This window comes from Hanamia caeni, assembly GCF_003721595.1.
GTDB classification, from domain to species: Bacteria; Bacteroidota; Bacteroidia; order Chitinophagales; family Chitinophagaceae; genus Ginsengibacter; species Ginsengibacter caeni.
Map to the genome: position 1 here is coordinate 104635 of NZ_RJJR01000011.1, position 22799 is coordinate 127433.

A 22799-nucleotide genomic window follows, 5' to 3' on the forward strand; every position below is an offset into this window, starting at 1 on the left:
TACACAGATTTTTCACAGGCCATTCTACTCAATGGATTTGTTTACATTTTAATTGACGTTTTTTACAAATATGATTATGTAAATTTGCGGCTATTTTAATTTGATTACTAATCACAAAAAATCAAAAATGAAAAAATTTTTAGTACCTATTGATTTTTCGGATGCTTCAATTAATGCGGCAAAATACGCTGTGGCGCTCACTTCGCAAGTTTCGGAGGCAGAAATAACTTTTTACAATGTTTATAGTAGTATCAGTCTTCCTACCTTGAGTTCGAAAGAAGAAGGATCGAGGGAACAGATTTCTTTAAACGAACTAAATGAAATCAGAACACAAATAGGGGAAGGAAGAAATATTTCTCTTGCCGTTGAAGAAGGGTCTTTTGTGGATATGCTTTATGAATATGTATTGGGCCATGGTATTGAAATGGTGATTATGGGTATCACCGGCAGTTCAAGAATTAGGCAGGTTTTTATGGGAACAAGCACATTAAATATTATCCGCAAAATTGATTGCCCGGTAATGATTATTCCTGCGGAAGCAGAATTTAAAGGATTAAAAAAAGTAGTATTTACTTCTGATTTTACGGATGTGGCCCGAACCACGCCTTTTGTAACACTGAAAGAGATTATCAACACCTTCAAACCATCACTTGAGATATTGAATGTAGATAGCGAGCATTTTGTTGAATTAACTCCTGAGTATAAAATTGAAAAAGAAGCGATGGAAGAAAAATTAGGCGAATACCACCCTGAATTTTCTTTCCTGCGCGCCTATGATTTTTTGGAGGGCATCAGCAGCTTTGTGGAAAGCAGGGAAATGGATGCAATTATTACGGTTCCGAGGAAGCACAGTTTCTTAAGCCAACTTTTTAAAACAAGTCACACCAAAAAATTGGCCTATCATAGCCGGGTACCGATTATTACTTTGCCCGCATAAAACCGGCAAGTATTAATTTGTTTTGTTTTTGATTTTACATTTTTAAGCCTTTATCCAAAGGCTTTTTTATTGGCACACAGTAAATGAATAAAAAGCAGGAATTTTTATTCTGTGACTGAAGCATTAAAAGAAGCTTGCTAAACTATTGCAGGGAATTACAGTTTGGAATATACTACATGCAATCTTGCTCTGGTGCTCGTTCCGTTGGTTCCATTTAATACTACCCTTCCGTCGGCGGAATAATTCCTTAATACGGAAAAAGGTGCAATTCCCTGCCCACACCAATCTATATAAGTGCTTTTGTTGGTAATATAATCGGGTGCGCTGAGCCTGAATGTAAGATTTTGTTTTCCTTTGGTAACCATCGCCTGGAGATACCGTGAAATATTCAGCCTGTATTCAGCAATGGTATTGCCGGATGAGTCTTTCGTAAAAGTTCTTTGCCCGCCAAGATACTGGAAGCCATTATTTATCTCGCTGGAACTGAAATCGCAAGGTATGGGAATGTATTGGCTGGAGCTGATGGAAGAATCTTTAACTTCAAGATATAAATTTAAGGGCGGTGAAAAAATATCATTTAAAGCATTTGGCGCATAAACCTGGTCAAGAATTATTTCGGCACGGTTGATAACTCTGTTAGATAATCCAGTAATGGAAGGAACATGTAAGAGTGCGAAGGTGCCGGGCGATGTTTGAATGAAAAGGAGGCTGTCGCCATTTTCAGGCTGCGAAAGATGTTGGGTGATTTCTGAAGTTCCGTAATTTCTGACGATAGAGTTTGATAAACCACTGTAGCCAGACAACCCAAAATTGATAACCGTTGTATCAGTAGTAGTGCCGCTTTTATAACGTATGTAAAATGACAAACGTGATTGTGTTACGTCAAAATAATTTAATCCCTGCCCTCCTGTTGCCTCGTCTGCTATCACAGCAAAGCCCTTAAAATAATTGACGAAATCCTTATCGCTCCGGAATATCTGGGCCGAATCATCAATAAATTTCTGGGCAAATGAAGCAGACAGCGGAATCCTTAACTGGTTAGCTGCATTTTCATTGTAAGCATGCACAGAATCTTTTAACCGGGTTGGGATAAACATTTTTTCTCCTAATAAAACAGAATTGTCATAATCGAGCACCCTGCAGGTAGTATAGTTTTGAGTAACATTAAATGAATCCGCAAGCTGGTAAACTGTTACTTTTTGCACTTGGTTAGTATCTCCATAAGAGTAGGAATAATCGAGAACCATTACGGCAGAATCTATCTGGATGCTATTGGCATCAGCTACAGGAAAATTATAAGGGTATGCAGAAGGCTTAAATTCAACGTAAATGTTAGCAGAAGTGCTGCCAAACAGAGGATCGTTCTGTATGATTCCCAGCGCCTGCAAACTTGTACGATGAATGGTATCACATTCAGTGCTGTCGTAGTTTATCCCAATTACCTGGAAGGTCGTATCAAAAGTGTGGATATTATCTATTGCCGGAATAAGATTTTGTCCGAGAGAAGTAGTATCGATTTTAGTACAGCCAAAAGAAAAAACGAAGAACATTAAAATTCCAGTAACTGAAAATTTGAATTGGTTTTTAAACACCTAAAAAAAGATTTGAATAGAGTAAATAAGGGATGAAATTATTTGGCGGCAAGGTCGTGATACAATTGTAAATAGTCTGTTAAATCTGACTGTTCGTCATACTTAATAACCTTTTTACCACGCGCCTTATTAAATTCTTCGGTCAATTTTTTATCCACTTTATCTGCGCCAAACGTAATTGCATCGGCAAAGTGAGCCCCGCCTCTGAACATTGCAGAATTGCTTCCTTCATTAAATAATTCAATATCCTTCTCTTTAATATTTGAATTAATGGTAGCAATTTCTGCAAAATTAGCACCCATCTTTTCTTTATAGGTATTTTGTCCAATAGTGAAAACAACTTTGCAATTACTGAACACGGGTTCTTTTTTATAAGCAGTTTTGATATACATAGGAATCAATCCTGTCATCCAGCCACTGCAATGGATAATATCCGGGGGCCAGCCAAACTTTTTAACAGTTTCCAAAGCGCCTTTACAAAACAAAACGGTTCTGAGGCCATTGTCTGAAAACCATTTGTCATTTTCATCATTAAATATAGATTTTCTTTTAAAGAGATCCTCATTGTCAAGAAAATATATCTGCAAACGTGCATTGGGTAAGGAAGCCACCTTTATAACCAAAGGATAATCATCGCCATCCACTGAAACATTTATCCCTGATAAGCGAACCACTTCATGAAGACGGTGCCTGCGCTCATTAATAATTCCGAAGCGCGGCATTATGCAACGCACTTCCATCCCAGATTCATTAGATTTTACGGCAAGTCTATTAACAATTTCGGCAAATTCTGTCATTTCAAGGTAAGGAGACATTTCACTTGCTATGAATAAAATTCTTTTCTTTGTCGACATTTATTAATGGTTAATTGGCTTTTTGTTTTTTACAGGCGGCAAAGTTACCTTTTTTTTCGTTTATGCAATGCTAAACCCACTGTCACAATCACCTTAAATGTAATTATGATCATATTTAAACGAATAACAAACATTCAAAAATGGCTGCAAACTGCTAGGTCGGGTAAGGCTGCCGTCGGATTTGTGCCAACAATGGGCGCATTGCACGAAGGCCACTTATCTCTTTTACAACAATCAAAAAAACAAGCTGATATTTCGATCGTCAGCATTTTCATAAACCCTGCTCAATTTGATAACAAAGCTGATTTGGAAAAATATCCATCAACGGTTGCAAAGGATATTAAACTACTTGAAGAAAATGGTTGCGATATTTTATTTCTTCCTTCAGAAAGTGAAATATATCCTGATGAAAAATCAAAACGAAAGCATTATGATTTAGGAAATCTTGAAACTGTTTTGGAAGGGAAATTCAGGCCGGGGCATTTCCAGGGCGTTTGCCTGGTGGTAGAAAGATTATTAACCATTATAACTCCCGATGTTCTCTTTTTGGGCAGGAAAGATTTTCAGCAATGCCTTGTTATCAAGAGATTAATAAGCTTGATGAAATATGAAACCGATGTAATCATTTGCCCTATAGCCCGCGAGCAAAGCGGCCTCGCGATGAGCAGCAGGAATCAGCGATTAAATGAAGATGAACGGGAAATTGCTGCAGAATTATTTAAGGCGCTTAAGGAAATAAAAGAAAATCGCGATCACAGCCAATTCTCAATACTTAAAAAGAACGCAATAAAAAAGTTAGAACTCAAAGGGTTTAAAATTGATTACCTGGAACTAGCTAAAGAAAAAGATTTGCAAACTGTTTCAGAATTGATCCCCGGGCAAAAGTTAGTTATTTTAATTGCCGCATTTTTACAGAATGTCCGGCTTATTGATAATATTATATTATCTGAATATTAATTTTCGTTTATTACCTTGTAAAACCATATGAAAAAAACTATTTTTTCAATTCTTAAATATCTTTTTTTTCTCGGAATTGGTGTGTTTCTGACCTGGTGGCAAATTTCAAAAATGACGCCGCTTCAAAAAGTGCAGTTTAAGGACTCTTTAATACACGCTCATTACATTTACATTTTACCTGTTTTTGTTTTAACCATTCTGTCGCACATTAGCCGTGCAGTTCGATGGAAAATACTCATCGAACCGATGGGTTATAAGCCAAAAACTTCCAACACTTTTTATGCTGTGATGGGAGGGTATTTTGCAAATACTTTCCTGCCCAGAGCTGGTGAAATATTAAGATGTACGCTCTTAAGCAAGTATGACAAAATTCCGGTTTCAAAATTATTTGGAACTATCCTTGTAGAGCGGGTTTTCGATCTTTTATGCTATTTTCTGTTCTTGGTTATCACGCTCGTTATCCAGATCGAAACGGTGAGTGATTTTGTAGCTGGTAAGTTGAGCAAGATCTCTGATATGAGTAAATCCATATCGCTATGGAGTATTTTACTCGTGATTATAATATTATTAGCGGTTATATTTTTTATTAGCAGGCACATTCTAATAAAATATAAAGATCACCATTTGGTTGTAAAGCTTAAAGGAATCCATCTTGGATTAAAGGAAGGATTTACAACCATATTGCGCCTGAAAAAAAGGAAAAAATTTATTGCGCATTCCGTGTTTATATGGGCCTGTTATTTATCTGAGGTATATATAGGCTTTTCTGCGCTCGACGCCACTTCTTCGCTGGGAATTACTGCTGCGTTTAGTGTACTTTCACTGGCTACGCTTGCGATGATAGTTTCGCCTGGAGGCCTTGGCGCATTTCCTATCGCTGTTCAGCAGGTATTGCTAATTTATAATGTCGATAATATCTCCTTTGGCTGGCTGATGTGGGGGGTAACAACTGTTATCATCATTGTTGTAGGAATTTTAAGTTTTGGATTATTAATTTATCAAAATAGAAGTAAAAATGAAAAAGACTGACACTATAAAAACCCGTATCCTTGATCGGCAGCAACTGATCCAGGAAGTGGTGAGATTAAGGTTAAAAAGCAAAACCATTGCTTTCACAAACGGCGTTTTTGATATTTTGCATGAAGGGCATATCGCTGTTTTGTCGAAAGCTGCATCTTTTGCAGATATTTTAATCGTTGGGATCAACAGTGATGCATCCGTAAAAAAAATAAAAGGAGAAGATCGGCCGGTAAATAACGAAAACTCACGGGCCCTTATCCTTGCGTCTTTAATTATGGTGGATAACGTAGTGATTTTCGAAGAAGAAACACCCCTTGAAATTATTAAGCTTATTCAGCCCGACGTTTTATTAAAAGGCGGAGATTACACTTTAGACACAATAGTAGGTGCAAAGGAAGTGATAGCTCATGGCGGCAGGGTAGAGATTGTGCCATTGCTGGAAGGCTTCTCCACTACGAATATTATTAAAAAATTCGGTAACAGCAAATAATGGAGTAACGGTGACGGATAAACGAAAAATTATTACCCGGGATATCAGTTGGCTTGCTTTCAACGAACGTGTGTTGCAGGAAGCTGCTGATGAATCGGTGCCCTTAAATGAGCGCATAAAATTTTTAGGTATTTTTTCCAGTAATCTGGATGAATTTTTTAGGGTTCGCGTTGCGGCCTTAAAAAGAATGGTAAGGTATGGCAGCAAAGCGAATATGCATTTGGAACATTCGCCTGAGGCAATTTTGGAGGAAATTAATTTCACGGTCTCCGGCCAGCAAAATCAATTTAATAATACGTGGAAAATAATTTTAAATGAGCTGAAAAAACAAAGAATTTTTTTGTTGAACGACAGGCAACTCAACAGTGAACAAATCGAATACGTTGTTTCTTATTTCAACGATAATGTAAGAAGCTACATAGTTCCGCTGATGATTGAAAACCTAAAGGCTTTTCCTACGTTAAACGATAAATCAATCTATCTCGCCTGCAAGCTTTCAAAGGCCGACAATTCAATCCCACAGCGATACGCACTGGTTTCCATTCCGGCGCGGCTGCCACGGTTTATCATCCTTCCCGCCATTCAAAATAACAAATATATCATCCTGCTGGAAGATATTATACGGTTTTGCCTGCCCCAGATATTTTCCTATTTTAATTATGACACCTTTAGCTCAAATATTGTGAAGGTGACGCGCGATGCTGAAATGGATATAGATAGTGACCTTTCAACGTCGCTGATTCAAAAAATTGAGAAAGGATTAAGAAACCGAAAAAAAGGCAAACCCGTACGTTTTATTTTTGATAAAGAAATTGACAACGGCCTTCTTAACTATCTTATCCAGCGGCTTGAATTATCTACAAAAGATAATATCCAATCAGGCGAACGCATTCACAATTTTAAAGATTTTATCAATTTTCCGGAATCTGTTTTTAAAACCAAAAGCGCAAGGAAAACGCCTTTCATTCATCCGCTTTTAAAAAATGCAAATAATATAAGTGAGATTATTCTTCAAAGAGATATTCTGCTCAATTTTCCGTATCATTCATTCGATTCGGTAATCGATATTTTGCGCGAAGCTGCAATTGCCCCTGATGTGGTAAGCATCAAAGTAACGTGTTACCGTCTGGCTACGAACTCAAATATTATCAATGCATTGACAAACGCAGTAAGGAATGGTAAATCAGTAACTGTCATTCTTGAATTAAGAGCCCGGTTTGATGAAGAGGCCAATCTTGAATGGAAACAAACGCTGGAGGAAGCGGGTGTAAAAGTTTTTATGGGTTTGCCCAACCTGAAGATCCATGCCAAGCTTTGCCTTATCAAAAAAAGAGTCAATAAACGATCAAGGCTTTATGGTTTTGTAAGCACAGGAAATCTAAATGAAAAAACGAGCCGTGTTTATGGCGACCATTGTCTTCTTACAAGTAATCATAAAATCATGACCGACCTCGATCGTGTTTTCTCCTATCTTGAAAATTCAAAAAATACACAAATATTAAAATTATGCGACACGCTTTTTGTGAGCCCCTTAAATATGAGAAAACATTTTGAGTCGCTGATAAATAAAGAAATAAAGCACGCCAGGGCAAATGAGCCCGCTTCTATTATTCTAAAATTAAATTCTTTAAGCGACGAGGAATTGATTTTGAAGCTTTATGAAGCGGCACGCGCAGGAGTAAAAATCAAAATGATAATCCGCGGTATCTGTTGCATGTATACAGAGAATAAAAAATTTAAGAAAAAAGTAAAAGCGATAAGTATAGTGGATGAATATCTTGAACATGCACGGGTTATTATTTTTCATAACGGTGGCAAAGAAAAATATTTTATTTCTTCTGCTGATTGGATGGTTCGAAATTTTGATCACCGCATAGAGGTAGCCTGTCCCGTATTTGAAAAAAGTATACAGGAAGAATTGAAAGAAATTATCGAAATACAATTAGAAGACAATGTGAAAGCCAGGATTCTTGATAATGATCTTTCCAATGAATACGTGACAGAGCCGGGCGAAAAACAGATCAGATCTCAAATAGAAATCTTCAATACTTTATTACAGAAAACATATTAAAATTTGAAACTTGCAGCAATAGATATTGGAAGCAACGCAGCCAGGATATTGATTTCAAATGTAGTTACGGATAAAAAAAATGCGCCCTCTTTTACTAAATTAAGTTTTGTAAGAGTGCCATTGCGACTGGGTTTTGACGTGTTTGATTCGGGAAACATTTCTCAAAAAAAAATTGAGTTGTTATTACTGACTTTGCAAGGTTTTATAAACATTGCAAAAGCGTATGAAGTAGTAGCTTTGAAAGCTTGTGCTACGTCTGCGATGCGTGATGCGAAAAACAGTCCTGAAATTATCAGGCTGATAAAAGAAAAAACGGATCTTGATATAGAAATTATTTCAGGAAGTGAGGAGGCATTATTGGTGTTTGAAAATCACATTGCCGAAAATCTTGATAAAGACAGTTCATACCTGTATATTGACGTAGGCGGCGGCAGCACAGAGCTAACCTTTTTTAATAACAATGAATTAATATTTAAAGATTCATTCCAAATAGGCACCATCCGTTTGTTAAAAGAACAGGTGATGGATCAGACATGGGATGAAATGAAAAATGCTATAAAGTCCCAGGCAAAAAATTTCAAAGCAATAAAAGCTATTGGCTCAGGTGGAAACATTAATAAAGTTTTTTCTCTCAGCAAAAAGAAAGACGGCAAGCCTTTGCCCTACGAGCTTCTGAGAGATTATTATAAAGAGCTTAGCAATGTTTCTATGGAAGATAGAGTCAATATCTATAAATTAAAAGAAGACAGGGCCGACGTAATCGTTCCGGCGTTAAAAATCTATTTAAGCGTGATGCGCTGGGCAGGCGCAGACCAGATTTATGTTCCAAATATTGGGCTGGTGGATGGAATAGTACACCACTTGTATAGCCGGCAGGTAAACGCCAAATAATTTGAAAATAGAATAAGCCCTATTTATTGCTTTACCGGTCACAATTCGGATTAGTAAAAAAAGTAATTTTACAAGGCAAAATATCAGGGAATTTTTTATTCTGATGCAAAGCGTTTCAGGTAGTCGCCTTTAAAAAAAAATCATGTCAGTTAATAAAGAAGTAAAAAGAATAACCACTCATACCCTGCAAAAAATGAAACAGGCGGGGGAAAAAATTTCGATGATCACCGCGTATGATTTTTCTTTCGCAAAAATTTTTGATGCCGCCGGCATTGATATTATTCTCGTCGGAGACAGCGCCAGCAACGTGATGGCAGGCCATGAAACTACTTTGCCTATTACACTTGATCAAATGATCTATCACGCCAGTTCAGTGGTTCGCGGCTGCAGCCGCGCTTTAATTATTGTTGATCTTCCGTTTGGAAGTTACCAGGGAAACAGTAAAGAGGCGCTGAATTCTACAATACGTATTATGAAAGAAACAGGCGCACATGCCATTAAACTGGAAGGCGGCGAAGAAATCATTGATTCAGTAAAAAGAATTGTAAGCGCCGGAATTCCCGTGATGGGGCATTTGGGTTTGACGCCGCAATCTATTTACAAATTCGGTACTTACACGGTAAGAGCAAGGGAGGAAGAAGAAGCCGAAAAATTAAAAAGTGACGCGATGCTTTTGCAGGAAGCAGGATGCTTTGGAATTGTGCTGGAAAAAATTCCTGCCTCTTTGGCCACAGAAGTTTCTAAAAGCCTTGCCGTACCTACGATTGGAATAGGCGCCGGTAACGGTTGTGATGGCCAGGTATTGGTCATGCACGACATGCTTGGAATTAATACAGAATTTAAACCGCGTTTTTTAAGAACTTATTTGAACCTCCATGAACAAATTACCAGCGCTGTTCAACAATACATCAGGGATGTGAAAGCCCACGATTTCCCGAATGAGAAGGAACAATATTGAGATGAAAATTGAAGATTGAAGTATTGTCTTATGCAGAGAGTAAACAAGCAAATACCTTCACTTTCTATTTTGCAAAGGCCTAAAATCTCATACCTTATCTTTGTGTATAAAAGATATTTTCATGCAAAATTTTCTAAAAGAATTAAAAATATCTGAACTCAATAAAGGAGTCTCCACAGGCACAAAATGGTTTTCAGCCTCAGGTGAAAAAATTATTTCATCTTCCCCGGTGGATGGAAAACAAATTGCCTCTGTAAATTCCTGCGATAAAAGAAGTTTTGATTACGTAGTAGAAACCGCGCAAAATGCTTTTGTTGAATGGCGCACGTGGCCGGCTCCGAGGCGTGGCGAAATCATAAGGCAAATTGGAAATGAGCTACGCCGACACAAGGATATTCTCGGGAAATTAGTGAGCTATGAAATGGGCAAAAGCCTTCAGGAAGGTATGGGCGAAGTACAGGAAATGATTGACATAGCCGATTTTGCATTGGGCCTCTCCCGCCAGTTATATGGCTTTACCATGCACAGCGAAAGGCCCGGCCACCGCATGTACGACCAATACCATCCTTTAGGAATAGTGGGCATCATTTCAGCTTTCAATTTCCCCGTGGCAGTCTGGAGCTGGAATAGCTTTATAGCAATGGTTTGCGCAGATGTATGCATCTGGAAACCTTCAGAGAAAACGCCGCTGTGTGCTATTGCCTGCCAGCATATTATTTCTAAAGTTTTTAAGGAAAATAAAGTGCCCGAAGGAGTATGTAATTTGGTGTCAGGCGGCCGCGAAGTTGGCGAATGGATTGCAAATGAACCCAAAATTGCCCTGGTTTCCGCAACAGGATCTACAAGGATGGGAAAAGCCGTAGGCGCTGCTGTGGGTGCGCGCCTTGGAAAAAGTTTGCTTGAACTTGGCGGAAACAATGCTATAATTATTTCCAAAGAAGCTGATTTAAACATTGCTCTTGTGGGTTGCCTGTTTGGCGCTGTAGGCACTGCAGGCCAGCGTTGCACTACCACGCGCAGGTTGATTATTCATGAAGATATTTATGATATTTTTAAAAAGAAATTAATACAAGCCTACAGGCAATTAAAAATCGGGGATCCGCTAAAGGAGGAAAATCATGTTGGCCCGTTAATAGATCACGATGCTGTTGATGCTTATTTAAATGCCATTAATCAAATCAAAAAGCAAGGGGGCAATATGGCCCTTGCAGGCGGAATTCTTTCAGGAAAGGGATTTGAGAGCGGCTGCTATGTAAAGCCGTGCATTGCTGAAGTGACGAACGATATGGAAATTGTACAGCACGAAACCTTCGCACCCATTCTGTATTTAATAAAATATAAGACCCTCGAAGAAGCGATTGAAATTCAGAATGCAGTTCCGCAGGGATTGTCGAGTTCAATTTTTACACTCAATCTCCGCGAAGCAGAATGGTTTCTTTCTTCAAAAGGAAGCGACTGTGGCATTGCAAATGTAAACATAGGAACTTCGGGGGCAGAAATTGGCGGCGCTTTTGGCGGAGAAAAAGAAACTGGTGGCGGAAGGGAAAGCGGCAGTGATGCCTGGAAAGTTTATATGAGGAGGCAAACAAACACCATTAACTACTCAGATACGCTTCCTTTAGCACAAGGAATAAAATTTACAGTGTAAATTATAATCATTATTCACACTGTAAATTATAGAAAATCAATTGGCGTTAGAAGAGGCTGCAGGTTTAACCACATCCTTTTCTTTCATCCCTGCTTCCAGTTCACTTTTCACGTGTTCTTTGGCATCATTAAATTCCCTTACGCCTTTGCCGATTCCACGCATAAGATCCGGAATTTTTTTACCGCCGAAAAACAGTAAAACGACTAATAATATCAAAATCCATTCTGAGCCGCCCGGCATAGAAAACAGTAATACGGGATTTGAGAAAATGCTTAGCATCATTTCGTTTTTTTAATTTTTAATCTTTTTAATTTTTCAAAAGTAAGCCAATACAGTGAAGCACAAAGTACTAATTTACTAACTCAATTTACGTAAATAATTTGACGATGGATTTTAAATCTTACTTTTAAATTTAACTAATATTATTATCAATGAATTATTGGCTTGTCAAATCAGAACCGTTTAAATACGGTTGGGACCTATTTGTAAAAGAAAAGAAAACCTATTGGGACGGCGTAAGAAACTATGCTGCGCGCAATAATTTAAGGGAGATGAAAAAGGGAGATGAAGTTTTTTTCTATCACAGTAATGAAGGGTTAGAAATTGTAGGAATAGCAATGGTAGTAAAAGAAGCTTACCAGGATCCGACAACTGACGACAGAAATTGGGTGGTGGTAGATTTAAGCCCTGTCAAAAAATTAAAAAAACCGGTATCACTTGCTGACATTAAAGAAGATCCACAATTGCAAAATATGGAGCTGGTAAAAAATTCCAGGCTTTCTGTTCAAAAAGTAACACCTTCTGAATGGAAACATATTTTGAAGATCAGCGGAGGAAAATAAATGCGAATCACGATGAATATACATTTCGAAATTTTTATTTATCCTCCTCACTGGTCAATTCAAGGTAAGCAAGTATGATTTTTTCAATTTCGTTATTCTTGCGGTGAACGAGCAAAGAACTATATATCATCATATCACCTGCTTTAAAATTATTGCTGATTTGAATGATTTTTTCTGAAGCGTATTCAAAATAATTGAACCAGCTTACAAACTTTTTTGCTCGTGCTGTCTCTTTACCGTCGGAGTTGTCGCAAACGTAAACTACAGCATTAATCTTTGATTCAAGAAATCCGGAAACTATCGAAACAACCGTAGCTGCAATTCGATTATCTGTACCCGTGAATCTTTTTTTAGAGGGAGATCTTAAATTTAGATTAAATGAATAAAATCTGTGTGCAATTTCCGGGTAGTTAGGGAAATATTCAGCGTAACTCAGGAAGGAACAACTGTATTCTAAACCCAGGTCTGTTTTAAAATTATAGGTAAAATCGTCAATTTTTAAGAGGGGGTAAGGGAGCAAATTTGAATCCATGTTTTTTCTGCAGTTCTTTTAACGGGATGCCTTTCTCAACTGCATCCCGGATTATTTTTTGGTCCGCTAACATTTTTGTTACCATTTCAGTTCTCGTCGTCATGTGTTTGATATTCGATTTTTTCTTACGAACACCCGATTTAGCTTTATTTGCCGTTCTTACCATAAAAATGTTTAATTGCAATTTACACAAAATGCTACACAAATATTATCTCTCCAATTTCTTGTAAAACGAAGAATCGTAGCATCATATTTTTGGGATTTTCGCTTTTATATTATTGTAAATTTGAAAAACATGATTAGAAAAAAGTTTTGAAGAAAAATCTCATCATCCTTACCGGAGCAGGCGTTAGCGCTGAAAGTGGATTAAAAACTTTCCGCGACAGCGATGGTTTGTGGATGGGTTATGACGTGTATGAAGTGGCTTCACCGCAAGGCTGGCAAAAAAATCCGGAACTCGTTTTGGATTTTTATAACCAAAGAAGAAAAGAAGTAGCACAAGCGTTACCCAACTCGGCACATAAAGCCATTGCTGATTTGGAAAAGAATTTTGAAGTAGCTGTCATTACACAAAATATTGATGACCTTCATGAGAGAGCCGGGTCAAAAAATGTAATTCATCTGCATGGCGAGATTTTTAAAATGCGAAGTGAAAATGACGCTGACACTTTTTATGAAATAAAGGACGACATCCAATTCGGGCAGATAGCAGAAGATGGTTTTCAACTTCGGCCTCATGTGGTTTGGTTTGGCGAGTCTGTGCCGATGATAGTAGAAGCAGCGCGGATTATGTCAACTGCTGATATTTTTATTTTGGCAGGCACATCGCTGCAAGTGTATCCCGCAGCAGGTTTAATAGATTTTCTTCCTGCCGGAATTCCAAAATATATTATCGATAAAAATCCTCCTTACATTCCTCCACACTACAATTTTACCATCATTAAAAAAACAGCAACAGAAGGAATGGAAGAAGTCAGGCATAAACTGCTAAAATAAAATTCACCTTATTTGTTGGCTCACTATAAATTTTATCGCTGCACCCGGCCGCTTGCATCACCCTTCATCAAAGCTTTCACTTCGCTTAAAGTGGCATGATTTAAATCGCCCGGAATTGTATGTTTCAAGGCAGAAGCAGCCACACCAAATTCTGCAGCATCTTTTAAATTCATATCGGTAACGAGTCCGTAAATAAATCCGCTGGCGAAAGAATCACCACTGCCTACACGGTCAACTATCCTAACTTCATATTGCTTGGTGTGATAAAATTCATTGCCATCATATACCAATGCACTCCATCCGTTGTCAGAAGCGCTGTAGCTTTCCCTTAATGTGGATGCAATATATTTAAATCCGAATTTTTCTTTCATTTGCTGAAATACATCTTTGTACCCTTCAAGGTTCAATTCTCCTTTGGTAACATCTGTGCCTTTGCTCTTAAATCCTAAAGTTGTTTCAGCGTCTTCTTCATTTCCGATACAAACATCTACATACTGACAAAGATTGGTCATCACTTCCTTCGCTTTTTCCTTGCTCCACAATTTTTTGCGGTAATTTAAATCAATGCTTGTAGTAATGCCTTTTGCTTTGGCGGCTTTCAAAGCGGCTTCAGTCAATGCGGCAGCTTTATCGCTTAATGCCGGTGTGATGCCGGTTGTATGAAACCACGATGCGCCATCAAATATTTTATCAAAATCAAAATCAGAAATTTCTGCTTCAGCGATTGAGGCATCGGCACGGTCATAGATCACTTGGGAAGCCCGCATGGATGCACCGGTTTCCAAAAAATAAATTCCAAGCCTCTTTCCTCCCCTGGCTATGTATTCAGTGCTTACTCCATAGCGCCGCAAGTGATTTATCGCCGATTGCCCTATTGCATTTTCCGGAACTTTTGAAACAAATGTTCCCTGCAATCCATAATTACAAAGCGCAACTGAAACATTTGCCTCACCTCCTCCATAGGTTACGTCAAAACTATCAGCCTGGACAAATCTTTTAAAATCGGGAGTGGATAAACGAAGCATAATTTCACCCAGAGTAACTACTTTTTTTGCCATGATCTTTAGAATTTAATTTAAAATATTTTTTTAAAAACTGGAATTCCTCAAATCTCAGGCATATTTAGTTAATCAACAAGAAATGAATTCAAAAATCTGGGAAAAAATAACGATAACGATTGCGTAATCCGCTTTATTAATTAAATATAAAATCATATCTTAAACATTTTACGGGATGAACAATTGGAGCATCGAATAACGGTTATGGATAAACGATTTATTTTGAAATAAAAAACAACTGTTTCTAAATTCAATTTAATTTTGCCGGAAGCGCTATGGACGGCGAATTAAAATTTTAATTTCTAAATATTTATTATGAGCAAAAAGGAACTTCTTTTAAAATTAATACCTGAGCAGGGGATTTTACCACTTTATTTTTATAAAGATACTGATGTGAGTCTTCAGGTATTGAAAGCTTTGTACAATGCCGGCATCAGAACCGTAGAATATACGAACCGTGGTGAAGCGGCATTGCAGAATTTTAAGAAGATGCGTGAAATGTGCGATGCAGAATTCAAAGATATGTATCTCGGAATTGGGACTATTAAGAATGGCCAGATGGCTCAGACATTTATTGATGCCGGCGCTGACTTTATTATTTGTCCCGGCCTGGTGGAAGAGGTTGCCACAGTTTGTGATAAAAATGATATGCTTTGGGTGCCCGGATGCATGACTCCTACAGAAATTATCAGGGCAGAAAATTTAGGCGCCAAAATGATAAAACTCTTTCCGGGAAATATTTTAGGCCCCGAATTTATGAGCGCAATAAAAGCCCTGTTTCCCGACTTGCTTTTTATGCCCACCGGCGGCGTGGATCTTGATAAGGATAATATTGCAAAATGGCTGAAATCCGGCGTGTGTGCGGTAGGCATGGGAAGCAAGCTGGTAAGCAAACAATTACTTGAAGAAAAGAATTACAGTAAAATAGAAGAGCTTTCAAAGCAGGCATTAGAGATTTTGAAATCGCTCAAAAATGGATAATTTAAGATGACCTTATTCGCTAAATCATTTTATAAATCATTTACCTTTTAAAGCACCATTAACTTAACATCTTCCGTGATGTAAGCAATCCTGAATTTTAGAATATTTCTTTTACATTTCTGCTAAAATGTATTGGCCCGCTTATTGAATACCTAAAAATTTCGTAATAATTTTAAATGGTAAACAATTGTAGCAATATTTATAAATATTTGCATTTTTTAAAACTATACACCCAAAAATGATACAAGGAAGTAAACGGTTTTTATTTGGTTTAATCATCACGATGATTTTACCAACATTAGTGCTGGCCCAGTCTGACACTGCGACGGCGCCCGTTATAAAAACAGCGCCTAATGATTGGTACCAGCTTGACCGGGCAGCCACCGGATATTATGGAATAAGCCTGGATAAAGCCTATGAATTTCTGAAGGGCAAGCCCAGCCACACCGTCGTTGTAGCGGTGATAGACAGCGGCGTAGATACCTTACAGCCGGATTTAAAACCCATTTTATGGCACAATCCCGGAGAAATCCCGGGGAATGGAATTGATGATGACCATAACGGATATATTGATGATGTTTATGGCTGGAATTTTATTGGAGGCAAAGATGGAAGAAATGTACATACGGATTCTTATGAAGCAGCGCGCGTGTACTGGAGTCTTAAAGACAAGTTCGATAATAAAACCATCGATACCACCACGATGGATGCTGCTCAAAAAGCAGAATATGCTACGTACCTCCGGGCAAAAAATGACGTGACTGATGGCATTGAACCTGCGCAGCTTATGCAGTTGGAAAGAATTATACCGGTTTTGGAAAAAGGTGATTCTATAATTGCAAAAGATTTAAGCAAAAAAGAGTTTACCCGCAACGATTTGTTGAATTATACTTCTACAGATCAAATTGCAAAGATGACCGCTACTATGTGGCTAAATATTACAAAAGAAGACAATAATGATGATGCTATCCCATATGATGATATTCTCAATTATTGGAAAGGACAGGTGCGCAAGGGAAAGGCTGCTACTACCCCGCCTGAAGATTATAGGAATGAAATCGTAAAAGACAATCCGAATGACATCAACGATCGCTATTATGGCAATAACGATGTAATGGCAGGAACTCCTTCGCATGGCACACATTGTTCAGGCATCATAGCAGCAGTAAGAGATAATGGAATAGGTATGAATGGAATTGCTGATAATGTAAGAATAATGATGGTTCGTGCGGTTCCGGATGGCGACGAGCATGATAAAGATATTGCCAATGCGATAAGATATGCAGTAGACAACGGCGCAGAAGTAATCAGCATGAGTTTCGGCAAGTCGTTCTCGCCTCAAAAAAGCTGGGTAGATGATGCAGTAAAATATGCTCAAAGCAAAGGTGTATTACTGGTGCATGCTGCGGGTAATGATGCAAATAATGTCGACAGCGCTGAAAATTATCCTAACCCGGTTTACCTTGATAATTCGGGCACAGCACGGGATTTTATTACCGTTGGCGCAAGCGGCGACGCTACCAATGGCGGGTTCACAGCAAGTTTTAGTAATTACGGCAAAAAATCAGTGGATGTATTTTCACCAGGCGTAAATATTTATTCTACTTTACCTCATGATAAATTCGGGAATTTATCCGGAACAAGTATGGCAGCGCCTGTGGTGGCTGGAGTGGCCGCTCTCATCCTCGAATATTACCCTGACCTTAGCGCAGAGCAGGTTAAGTATGCTATTATGCAATCAGTAACGCCCATTACTCAAAAAGTAAAATTGCCTGGCACAGATGACAGTGTCCATCTTGCAGACATTTCAGTTTCTGGTGGTGAAATTAATGCCTACAATGCTTTAAAATTAGCTTCTACCTTAAAGGGAGAAAGAAAAAAAGATGATAACGGCTATGATAGGCTTAATAACAAGAGTGGCAAAAAGCATGAGAAAATGAAAAGAAAAAGAGCTTAAAAATAAATCTGATTTCACAAAGACCGGTACAAAAGCTACCGGTTTTTTTTTGTTTAAATGGTAAATCAGTAAGGCAACAAATAAAGCAAATTTTTATTTTTACCCTCAAAGGCCGAAATTTACCAACCGTTATCCGGTAAAAATAAAATTTAAAATATGGAATTCAATAGATCTTCTTTAGCATATCCGGAACATTTTGAAAAATATATTTCTCTTGTAAAAAATGAGGACCTGAACACTATTCTGGAAATGCAGGCAAAACAAATGGAAAAACTTTTTGCTTCAATCCCTGAAGATAAATGGATGTATAAATACCAGGAAAACAAATGGACGATAAAGGAGGTTATTCAGCATATTTCAGATGCTGAAAGAGTTTTTAGTTATAGGGGCTTCGCCTTTTCAAGAAAAGATCCCAATACACTACCAGGCTTTGATGAGAACGAATATTCAATAAATTCAAATGCTAACAACAAAAGCCCTGAAGATTTAATTAATGATCTTTTTGCAGTTCGAAAATCAACCGAAACTCTTTTTAATGGATTTACATCCGATCAACTAAAAGTTGTGGGAAAGGCAAGCACTTATCAAATGAGCGTGAATGCTATGGGCTACCTGATTGCAGGCCATGCTGCACATCATATCAATATTCTTAAGGAGAGATATGGTATCTAAATTGGCCAGCCGTTTTGATCACCCTTTTATGTAAAAGATGAAAATATTTTCTGTAGAACAAATTCAAAATTGGGATGCCTTTACAATAAATAAAGAAGGGATTCTGTCCATTAACCTGATGGAACGGGCCGCAGTTGCCTGCTTCGATTGGATTGTTCAGAGTTTTGATGAGTCCTATTGTTTCAAAATTTTTTGTGGGAAAGGAAATAACGGCGGTGACGGCCTGGCGCTTGCCCGCCTTTTGAACAGCATTAAGTACCAGGTTTCAGTTTTTATTCCTCACAATAATAAGCCCGGCTCGCCTGATTTTGAAGAAAATCTAAAAAAACTAAAAAAAACTTCTGTTCATATTTCAGTTTTACAAAACGAAAATTCTTTTCCCTCGATTTCTGAAAAGGATATAATAATCGATGCGTTGTTTGGTACAGGCCTTAACAAACCTGTAAAGGGATTTTACAAGGAAATAATCGGCTATATTAATGCAAACAGCAATGATACAATAGCGATAGATGTTCCCAGCGGCTTGTATGTAGATAAAAGCACCATTACCGAAAATGAAGATGTTTCAATTATAAAAGCGGATTACACACTTACCTTTCAAAACCAAAAATTAGCGTTCCTGGTGGCGGAAAATGAGCCCTATACCGGTAAAGTTGTATTCTTTGATATAGAGCTTTCAAAAGATTATGAAGCATCCACGCCAACTCCTTTTGAATATATTGATGATAGTATGATTAAGGGCATTTATCAGCCAAGAAAGAATTTTGTCAACAAAGGAAATTACGGATATGCCTCACTGTTATGTGGTAGTTATGGGATGATGGGCGCTGCGGTGCTCAGTTCGTTGGCCTGCTTAAGAAGCGGAGCAGGAAAGTTAACTTCAGTTGTTTGTGAAGCGGGCTATGGCATTATGCAAACGGCTGTTCCAGAAGCAATGTGCATGGTTTCAGGAGAAAAACACATCGGCAACTTTGACGACTTTCAACATTTTGACGTGGTAGGCATAGGCCCGGGAATCGGTAAATTTAAATCGCATGTAAAATTGCTGGAAAATCTGTTTAAAAGTTTTAAAAGGCCAATCGTAATTGATGCGGATGCTTTAAATATTTTGAGTGAGAACGAGGAGCTTTATTCTTCGATTCCGGTCGATACTATTATCACACCACATCCCAAAGAGTTTGAAAGGCTTTTCGGAAAATCAACTTCTGATTTTGATACAATTGACAAGGCAATAGAGACAGCGAAAGAGTTCAGAATTTATATTGTGCTTAAAGGGCATCATACCCTGATAGCCACACCTGATGGGAAGGGCTATTTTAATTCCACCGGCAACCCCGGAATGGCCACTGCAGGGGCAGGTGATGTTCTAACCGGTATCATTACCGGGTTGCTGGCTCAAAAATATTCTCCATTGCAAAGCTGCCTCCTCGGCGTATATCTTCACGGACTTGCAGGCGATATCGCCGCGGAAGGACTATCCCAGGAAGCCTTAATTGCAAAAGATATAGTTGAAAATTTAGGGAATGCTTTTAAAGAAATTCAGGAAACCTAATTTGTACGTATAAAAATATTTTCTTTGTAGTATAAAAAACTTAATTTTGTAAAAAATGAAGGGGTATGGATTGCAAAATAACATTAAGTTTTGACGAATCGGTAATTCAAAAAGCTAAGAAATATGCTGAAAACAACAATATCAGCTTATCCAGACTCACAGAATTCCTATTGAAAAAAGTGACATCTTCAAACTACGATAGCCTTGAAGATTTTCCTATTTCAGAATGGGTAAATATGGTGGCTGAAGGCCCTGCAGAATATGCTACCCAATCAAAAAGAACCCGGAAGAAATCCAAAGAAGAATTCTTTAAAGCCAAAAAATGAGAATTTATCTTGACGCTAATATTTTAGTTTCAGTATTAAATAAAGAATACCCATTATTTAGCATTACTTCACGGATATTAAGCCTTTCCGATAGAAAAAATTTTACTCTTTATTCCTCACCCATTTGTCTTGCAATAGCCTACTATTTTGCTGAAAAAAAATTTAAAAGTGAAAAAGCAAAGAGTAAAATCCACCTTCTTTGCGACCATATTCAAATTGCCCCGGTGAGTGAAACCGCAGTATTTAAAGCGCTTCGAAGCCCTGATATCAATGACTTTGAAGATGGCCTGGAATATTATTCAGCGTTAGAAAATAAATGCAATTGTATTATCACAGAAGATATTGATGATTTTTATTTTTCAAAAATAGAAGTGCTGAGGAGCGAAGATTTTTTTAAAAAATATTTATTTAAACATAAATAGCCTTACACACTTACATTAAAATCTCTCAAAGCTTCATTCAGGCTGGTTTTTTTATCTGTACTTTCTTTTCTTTTACCGATAATTAAAGCGCAACTTACATTGTATTCTCCCGCAGGGAATTTTTTTAAATAACTTCCCGGAATTACCACACTGCGCGCGGGAATAACGCCTTTCGTTTCTATAGGCTCGCTTCCGCTTACATCAATTATTTTCGTAGATTGGGTAAGAACCACATTAGCGCCCAGCACTGCTTCTTTTTCAACTCTAACTCCTTCTACTACTATGCACCGGCTACCAATAAAACATCCATCTTCAATAATTACCGGGCTTGCCTGCAGCGGTTCTAAAACTCCTCCTATGCCCACGCCACCGCTCAGGTGCACATTTTTACCGATTTGCGCGCAACTGCCAACAGTAGCCCACGTGTCAACCATCGTACCTTCATCTACATACGCCCCGATATTTACATAGCTCGGCATCAATACCACGTTTCTTGCAAGAAAGCTTCCATAGCGTGCAACCGCATGTGGAACTGCCCTCACACCAAGGTCTTTATAATTTTTTTTCAATTTCATTTTATCATAAAATTCAAAAGGAGGAAGCGAATAGGTCTCCATTTTTTGAATACCAAAATATAACAGAATCGCTTGCTTTACCCATTCGTTTACCTTCCACGAATGCCCGTTCTTATCGCCAGATATTGCCTCACCATCCGGCTCGGCCACTCTTAAAGTTCCCTCATCTATTTTATCAATTACATTGCGGATTGCATCTGTATACGTTTCATCTTTAAGTAACTCGCGGTTATTCCAGGCTTCGCCAACCAGCTTTTGTAATTCCATTGTTTTAAATTTTTTTTGCAAACATACTAATCAGAGATTTTAATTTCCCCTATTTAATATAAACTTTTCAATCTTCTTTTTTTGTAAAAGGCTTGCGGTAGGTTTTTAATGTGAAGTGCTGAAGTTGTTTTCTTACCTTATATTTTCTTACCAGGTTCAAAGGCTTTTTTTTCAGATGCGACTTATCCTTGTGCAAAAAGGAAATCGCCGCATCAATCACTCTCTGGCTTGATTTGCCGTCGGTATAAGGATGTATAGCCTCTGCTGTGGCTTTAATATGCTGCATAATAGCAGGCGGATAAGTAAAAGCATAAATAAAGGCTTTTTCTATTTCGTCAACTTCAGTTACATTAATAACGTAGTTATTGGGCCGGTGATGCCTGAAAGTGACGATAGGCTTTCGTGTTAAAGTAAACTCTTGGATAGCTGACGTGGTATCTGAAAACATTATATCTGCCTTTCTGAAAAGTGGATTCAGATTGGTAGTGTCGAAAAATGTAAAATGCTTTCCATTCAGGCTCTTCCATTTTTCAATAATTTCCAATGGCAGAATAGGATGCAAAGTGGCAATAAAATCATATTTTCCCGAAGTGGATAATCTTTTTATTTCATTAAAAACTTCATCATTCAAGGCAAGGCTCAGCCTTTTGCTAAATGTAGAAGTAATCAATATTACAGGCCGTTCATGCTTTACGGTTTTATCTTCATGAAGCTCTGAAAATAAAGAATCCATTTTGGGCCAGCCGGTTTCAATCACTTCAAAATGTTTGTATTTTTTTTGTTGTTCTTTAAATCGTTTAGTAGTTGCAGGGCCTTGCGTGCAATACAAATCAAAAAAGCCCCTGATGGTAAAATGCTCATCCTCTTCGCGCTTGTCAGGATTAAACCCATGAAATATTTGCACCTTTAATCCTGGTAAAAAATCAGGAGCATAATCTGTGATTGACAAAATAATATCCGGATTGTATTTGATTGCTTCTTCAATCGAATTCAGCATTTCAGCATGGGACGGAAAATTTTTTTTGGATGCAGCAATGTAAGTAAACCATTTTACCTCATATCCTCTTTTTAAAATTTCTTCCTGCAAAGGCATGCCAATTGGGATTGCATAATTGTAGGAATAATAAATCAGAAATTTATAGGACATATCTATTGATCGGAATTTCAAATGTAATCAATTTGAAAAAAGCAATCCTGAATT

The 22799-nt window shown here is 37.8% G+C and carries 23 protein-coding genes; 16 read left to right on the forward strand and 7 right to left on the reverse strand.

What is annotated here, in order from left to right; translation table 11 throughout:
• Positions 1-127: 127 nt before the first annotated feature.
• Complete coding sequence (locus tag EFY79_RS13420; protein ID WP_123121235.1) at positions 128-937, forward strand: universal stress protein; 810 nt, start codon at positions 128-130, stop codon at positions 935-937.
• Positions 938-1092: 155 nt separating this feature from the next.
• Here the strand turns inward: EFY79_RS13420 and EFY79_RS13425 are convergent, their stop codons facing one another.
• Together EFY79_RS13425 and EFY79_RS13430 are read right to left on the reverse strand one after the other, a co-directional pair.
• Positions 1093-2487, reverse strand: coding sequence for a DUF4270 family protein (locus tag EFY79_RS13425; protein WP_148041926.1), 1395 nt, complete (start codon positions 2485-2487; stop codon positions 1093-1095).
• A gap of 80 nt (positions 2488-2567) precedes the next feature.
• Positions 2568-3383: a glycogen/starch synthase gene (locus tag EFY79_RS13430; protein WP_123121237.1), complete on the reverse strand. Its 816-nt coding sequence runs from the start codon at positions 3381-3383 to the stop codon at positions 2568-2570.
• Positions 3384-3488: 105 nt separating this feature from the next.
• Between EFY79_RS13430 and panC the strand changes: the two genes are divergently transcribed.
• The 7 genes from panC (at position 3489) to amaB (ending at position 11418) form a co-directional block, all read left to right on the forward strand.
• Positions 3489-4340 carry a pantoate--beta-alanine ligase gene (gene panC / locus EFY79_RS13435; RefSeq protein ID WP_123121324.1) on the forward strand — a complete coding sequence of 284 codons (852 nt, stop codon included), beginning with the start codon at positions 3489-3491 and terminating at the stop codon, positions 4338-4340.
• Between the two features lie 27 nt (positions 4341-4367).
• A complete protein-coding gene (locus EFY79_RS13440; RefSeq protein ID WP_123121238.1) occupies positions 4368-5369 on the forward strand; it encodes a lysylphosphatidylglycerol synthase transmembrane domain-containing protein in 1002 nt (333 codons plus the stop codon).
• Complete coding sequence (rfaE2, locus tag EFY79_RS13445) at positions 5356-5850, forward strand: D-glycero-beta-D-manno-heptose 1-phosphate adenylyltransferase (protein ID WP_123121239.1); 495 nt, start codon at positions 5356-5358, stop codon at positions 5848-5850. Before EFY79_RS13440 ends, rfaE2 begins: the two co-directional genes overlap by 14 nt.
• Positions 5851-5860: 10 nt before the next feature.
• Positions 5861-7921: a polyphosphate kinase 1 gene (gene ppk1 / locus EFY79_RS13450; RefSeq protein WP_199727537.1), complete on the forward strand. Its 2061-nt coding sequence runs from the start codon at positions 5861-5863 to the stop codon at positions 7919-7921.
• 3 nt (positions 7922-7924) lie between these two features.
• On the forward strand, positions 7925-8812 hold the full coding sequence (locus tag EFY79_RS13455) for a Ppx/GppA phosphatase family protein (protein WP_123121240.1): 888 nt from the start codon (positions 7925-7927) through the stop codon (positions 8810-8812).
• Between the two features lie 142 nt (positions 8813-8954).
• A complete protein-coding gene (panB, locus tag EFY79_RS13460) occupies positions 8955-9770 on the forward strand; it encodes a 3-methyl-2-oxobutanoate hydroxymethyltransferase (RefSeq protein WP_123121241.1) in 816 nt (271 codons plus the stop codon).
• Between the two features lie 121 nt (positions 9771-9891).
• On the forward strand, positions 9892-11418 hold the full coding sequence (amaB, locus tag EFY79_RS13465) for an L-piperidine-6-carboxylate dehydrogenase (protein WP_123121242.1): 1527 nt from the start codon (positions 9892-9894) through the stop codon (positions 11416-11418).
• Between the two features lie 36 nt (positions 11419-11454).
• Here the strand turns inward: amaB and EFY79_RS13470 are convergent, their stop codons facing one another.
• The gene (locus EFY79_RS13470) at positions 11455-11700 is read right to left on the reverse strand and encodes a Sec-independent protein translocase subunit TatA/TatB (protein ID WP_233578004.1); all 246 of its coding nucleotides are present in this window, start codon (positions 11698-11700) and stop codon (positions 11455-11457) included.
• A gap of 149 nt (positions 11701-11849) precedes the next feature.
• On the opposite strand from EFY79_RS13470, the gene EFY79_RS13475 reads away from it, so the two are divergent.
• Positions 11850-12260 (forward strand): EVE domain-containing protein, encoded by a 411-nt coding sequence (locus EFY79_RS13475; protein WP_123121243.1) that lies wholly within the window; start codon positions 11850-11852, stop codon positions 12258-12260.
• A gap of 34 nt (positions 12261-12294) precedes the next feature.
• Here EFY79_RS13475 and EFY79_RS13480 read toward each other — a convergent pair whose 3' ends face one another.
• A complete protein-coding gene (locus EFY79_RS13480) occupies positions 12295-12792 on the reverse strand; it encodes a DUF6169 family protein (RefSeq protein ID WP_123121244.1) in 498 nt (165 codons plus the stop codon).
• Positions 12793-13104: 312 nt separating this feature from the next.
• Between EFY79_RS13480 and EFY79_RS13490 the strand changes: the two genes are divergently transcribed.
• Complete coding sequence (locus EFY79_RS13490; RefSeq protein WP_123121246.1) at positions 13105-13788, forward strand: SIR2 family NAD-dependent protein deacylase; 684 nt, start codon at positions 13105-13107, stop codon at positions 13786-13788.
• Between the two features lie 32 nt (positions 13789-13820).
• Here the strand turns inward: EFY79_RS13490 and EFY79_RS13495 are convergent, their stop codons facing one another.
• Positions 13821-14846 carry a sugar kinase gene (locus EFY79_RS13495; RefSeq protein ID WP_123121247.1) on the reverse strand — a complete coding sequence of 342 codons (1026 nt, stop codon included), beginning with the start codon at positions 14844-14846 and terminating at the stop codon, positions 13821-13823.
• A 315-nt stretch (positions 14847-15161) separates the two neighbouring features.
• On the opposite strand from EFY79_RS13495, the gene EFY79_RS13500 reads away from it, so the two are divergent.
• The 6 genes from EFY79_RS13500 to EFY79_RS13525 all read left to right on the forward strand — a co-directional run bounded on the left by EFY79_RS13500 (position 15162) and on the right by EFY79_RS13525 (position 20756).
• Complete coding sequence (locus EFY79_RS13500) at positions 15162-15827, forward strand: bifunctional 4-hydroxy-2-oxoglutarate aldolase/2-dehydro-3-deoxy-phosphogluconate aldolase (protein ID WP_123121248.1); 666 nt, start codon at positions 15162-15164, stop codon at positions 15825-15827.
• A 238-nt stretch (positions 15828-16065) separates the two neighbouring features.
• Positions 16066-17784 (forward strand): S8 family serine peptidase, encoded by a 1719-nt coding sequence (locus tag EFY79_RS13505; protein ID WP_123121249.1) that lies wholly within the window; start codon positions 16066-16068, stop codon positions 17782-17784.
• A 156-nt stretch (positions 17785-17940) separates the two neighbouring features.
• A complete protein-coding gene (locus EFY79_RS13510; RefSeq protein ID WP_123121250.1) occupies positions 17941-18456 on the forward strand; it encodes a DinB family protein in 516 nt (171 codons plus the stop codon).
• 37 nt (positions 18457-18493) lie between these two features.
• Entirely contained in the window at positions 18494-20008 is a 1515-nt protein-coding gene (locus tag EFY79_RS13515) for an NAD(P)H-hydrate dehydratase (RefSeq protein WP_123121251.1), read from the forward strand.
• Between the two features lie 65 nt (positions 20009-20073).
• Complete coding sequence (locus EFY79_RS13520) at positions 20074-20334, forward strand: DUF6364 family protein (protein WP_123121252.1); 261 nt, start codon at positions 20074-20076, stop codon at positions 20332-20334.
• Positions 20331-20756 (forward strand): PIN domain-containing protein, encoded by a 426-nt coding sequence (locus EFY79_RS13525; RefSeq protein WP_123121253.1) that lies wholly within the window; start codon positions 20331-20333, stop codon positions 20754-20756. The genes EFY79_RS13520 and EFY79_RS13525 overlap by 4 nt, the downstream gene beginning before the upstream one ends.
• 2 nt (positions 20757-20758) lie before the next feature.
• Here EFY79_RS13525 and EFY79_RS13530 read toward each other — a convergent pair whose 3' ends face one another.
• Positions 20759-21598 carry a 2,3,4,5-tetrahydropyridine-2,6-dicarboxylate N-succinyltransferase gene (locus EFY79_RS13530; RefSeq protein ID WP_123121254.1) on the reverse strand — a complete coding sequence of 280 codons (840 nt, stop codon included), beginning with the start codon at positions 21596-21598 and terminating at the stop codon, positions 20759-20761.
• A 67-nt stretch (positions 21599-21665) separates the two neighbouring features.
• Positions 21666-22745: a CDP-glycerol glycerophosphotransferase family protein gene (locus EFY79_RS13535; protein ID WP_123121255.1), complete on the reverse strand. Its 1080-nt coding sequence runs from the start codon at positions 22743-22745 to the stop codon at positions 21666-21668.
• Between the last annotated feature and the right edge of the window lie 54 nt (positions 22746-22799).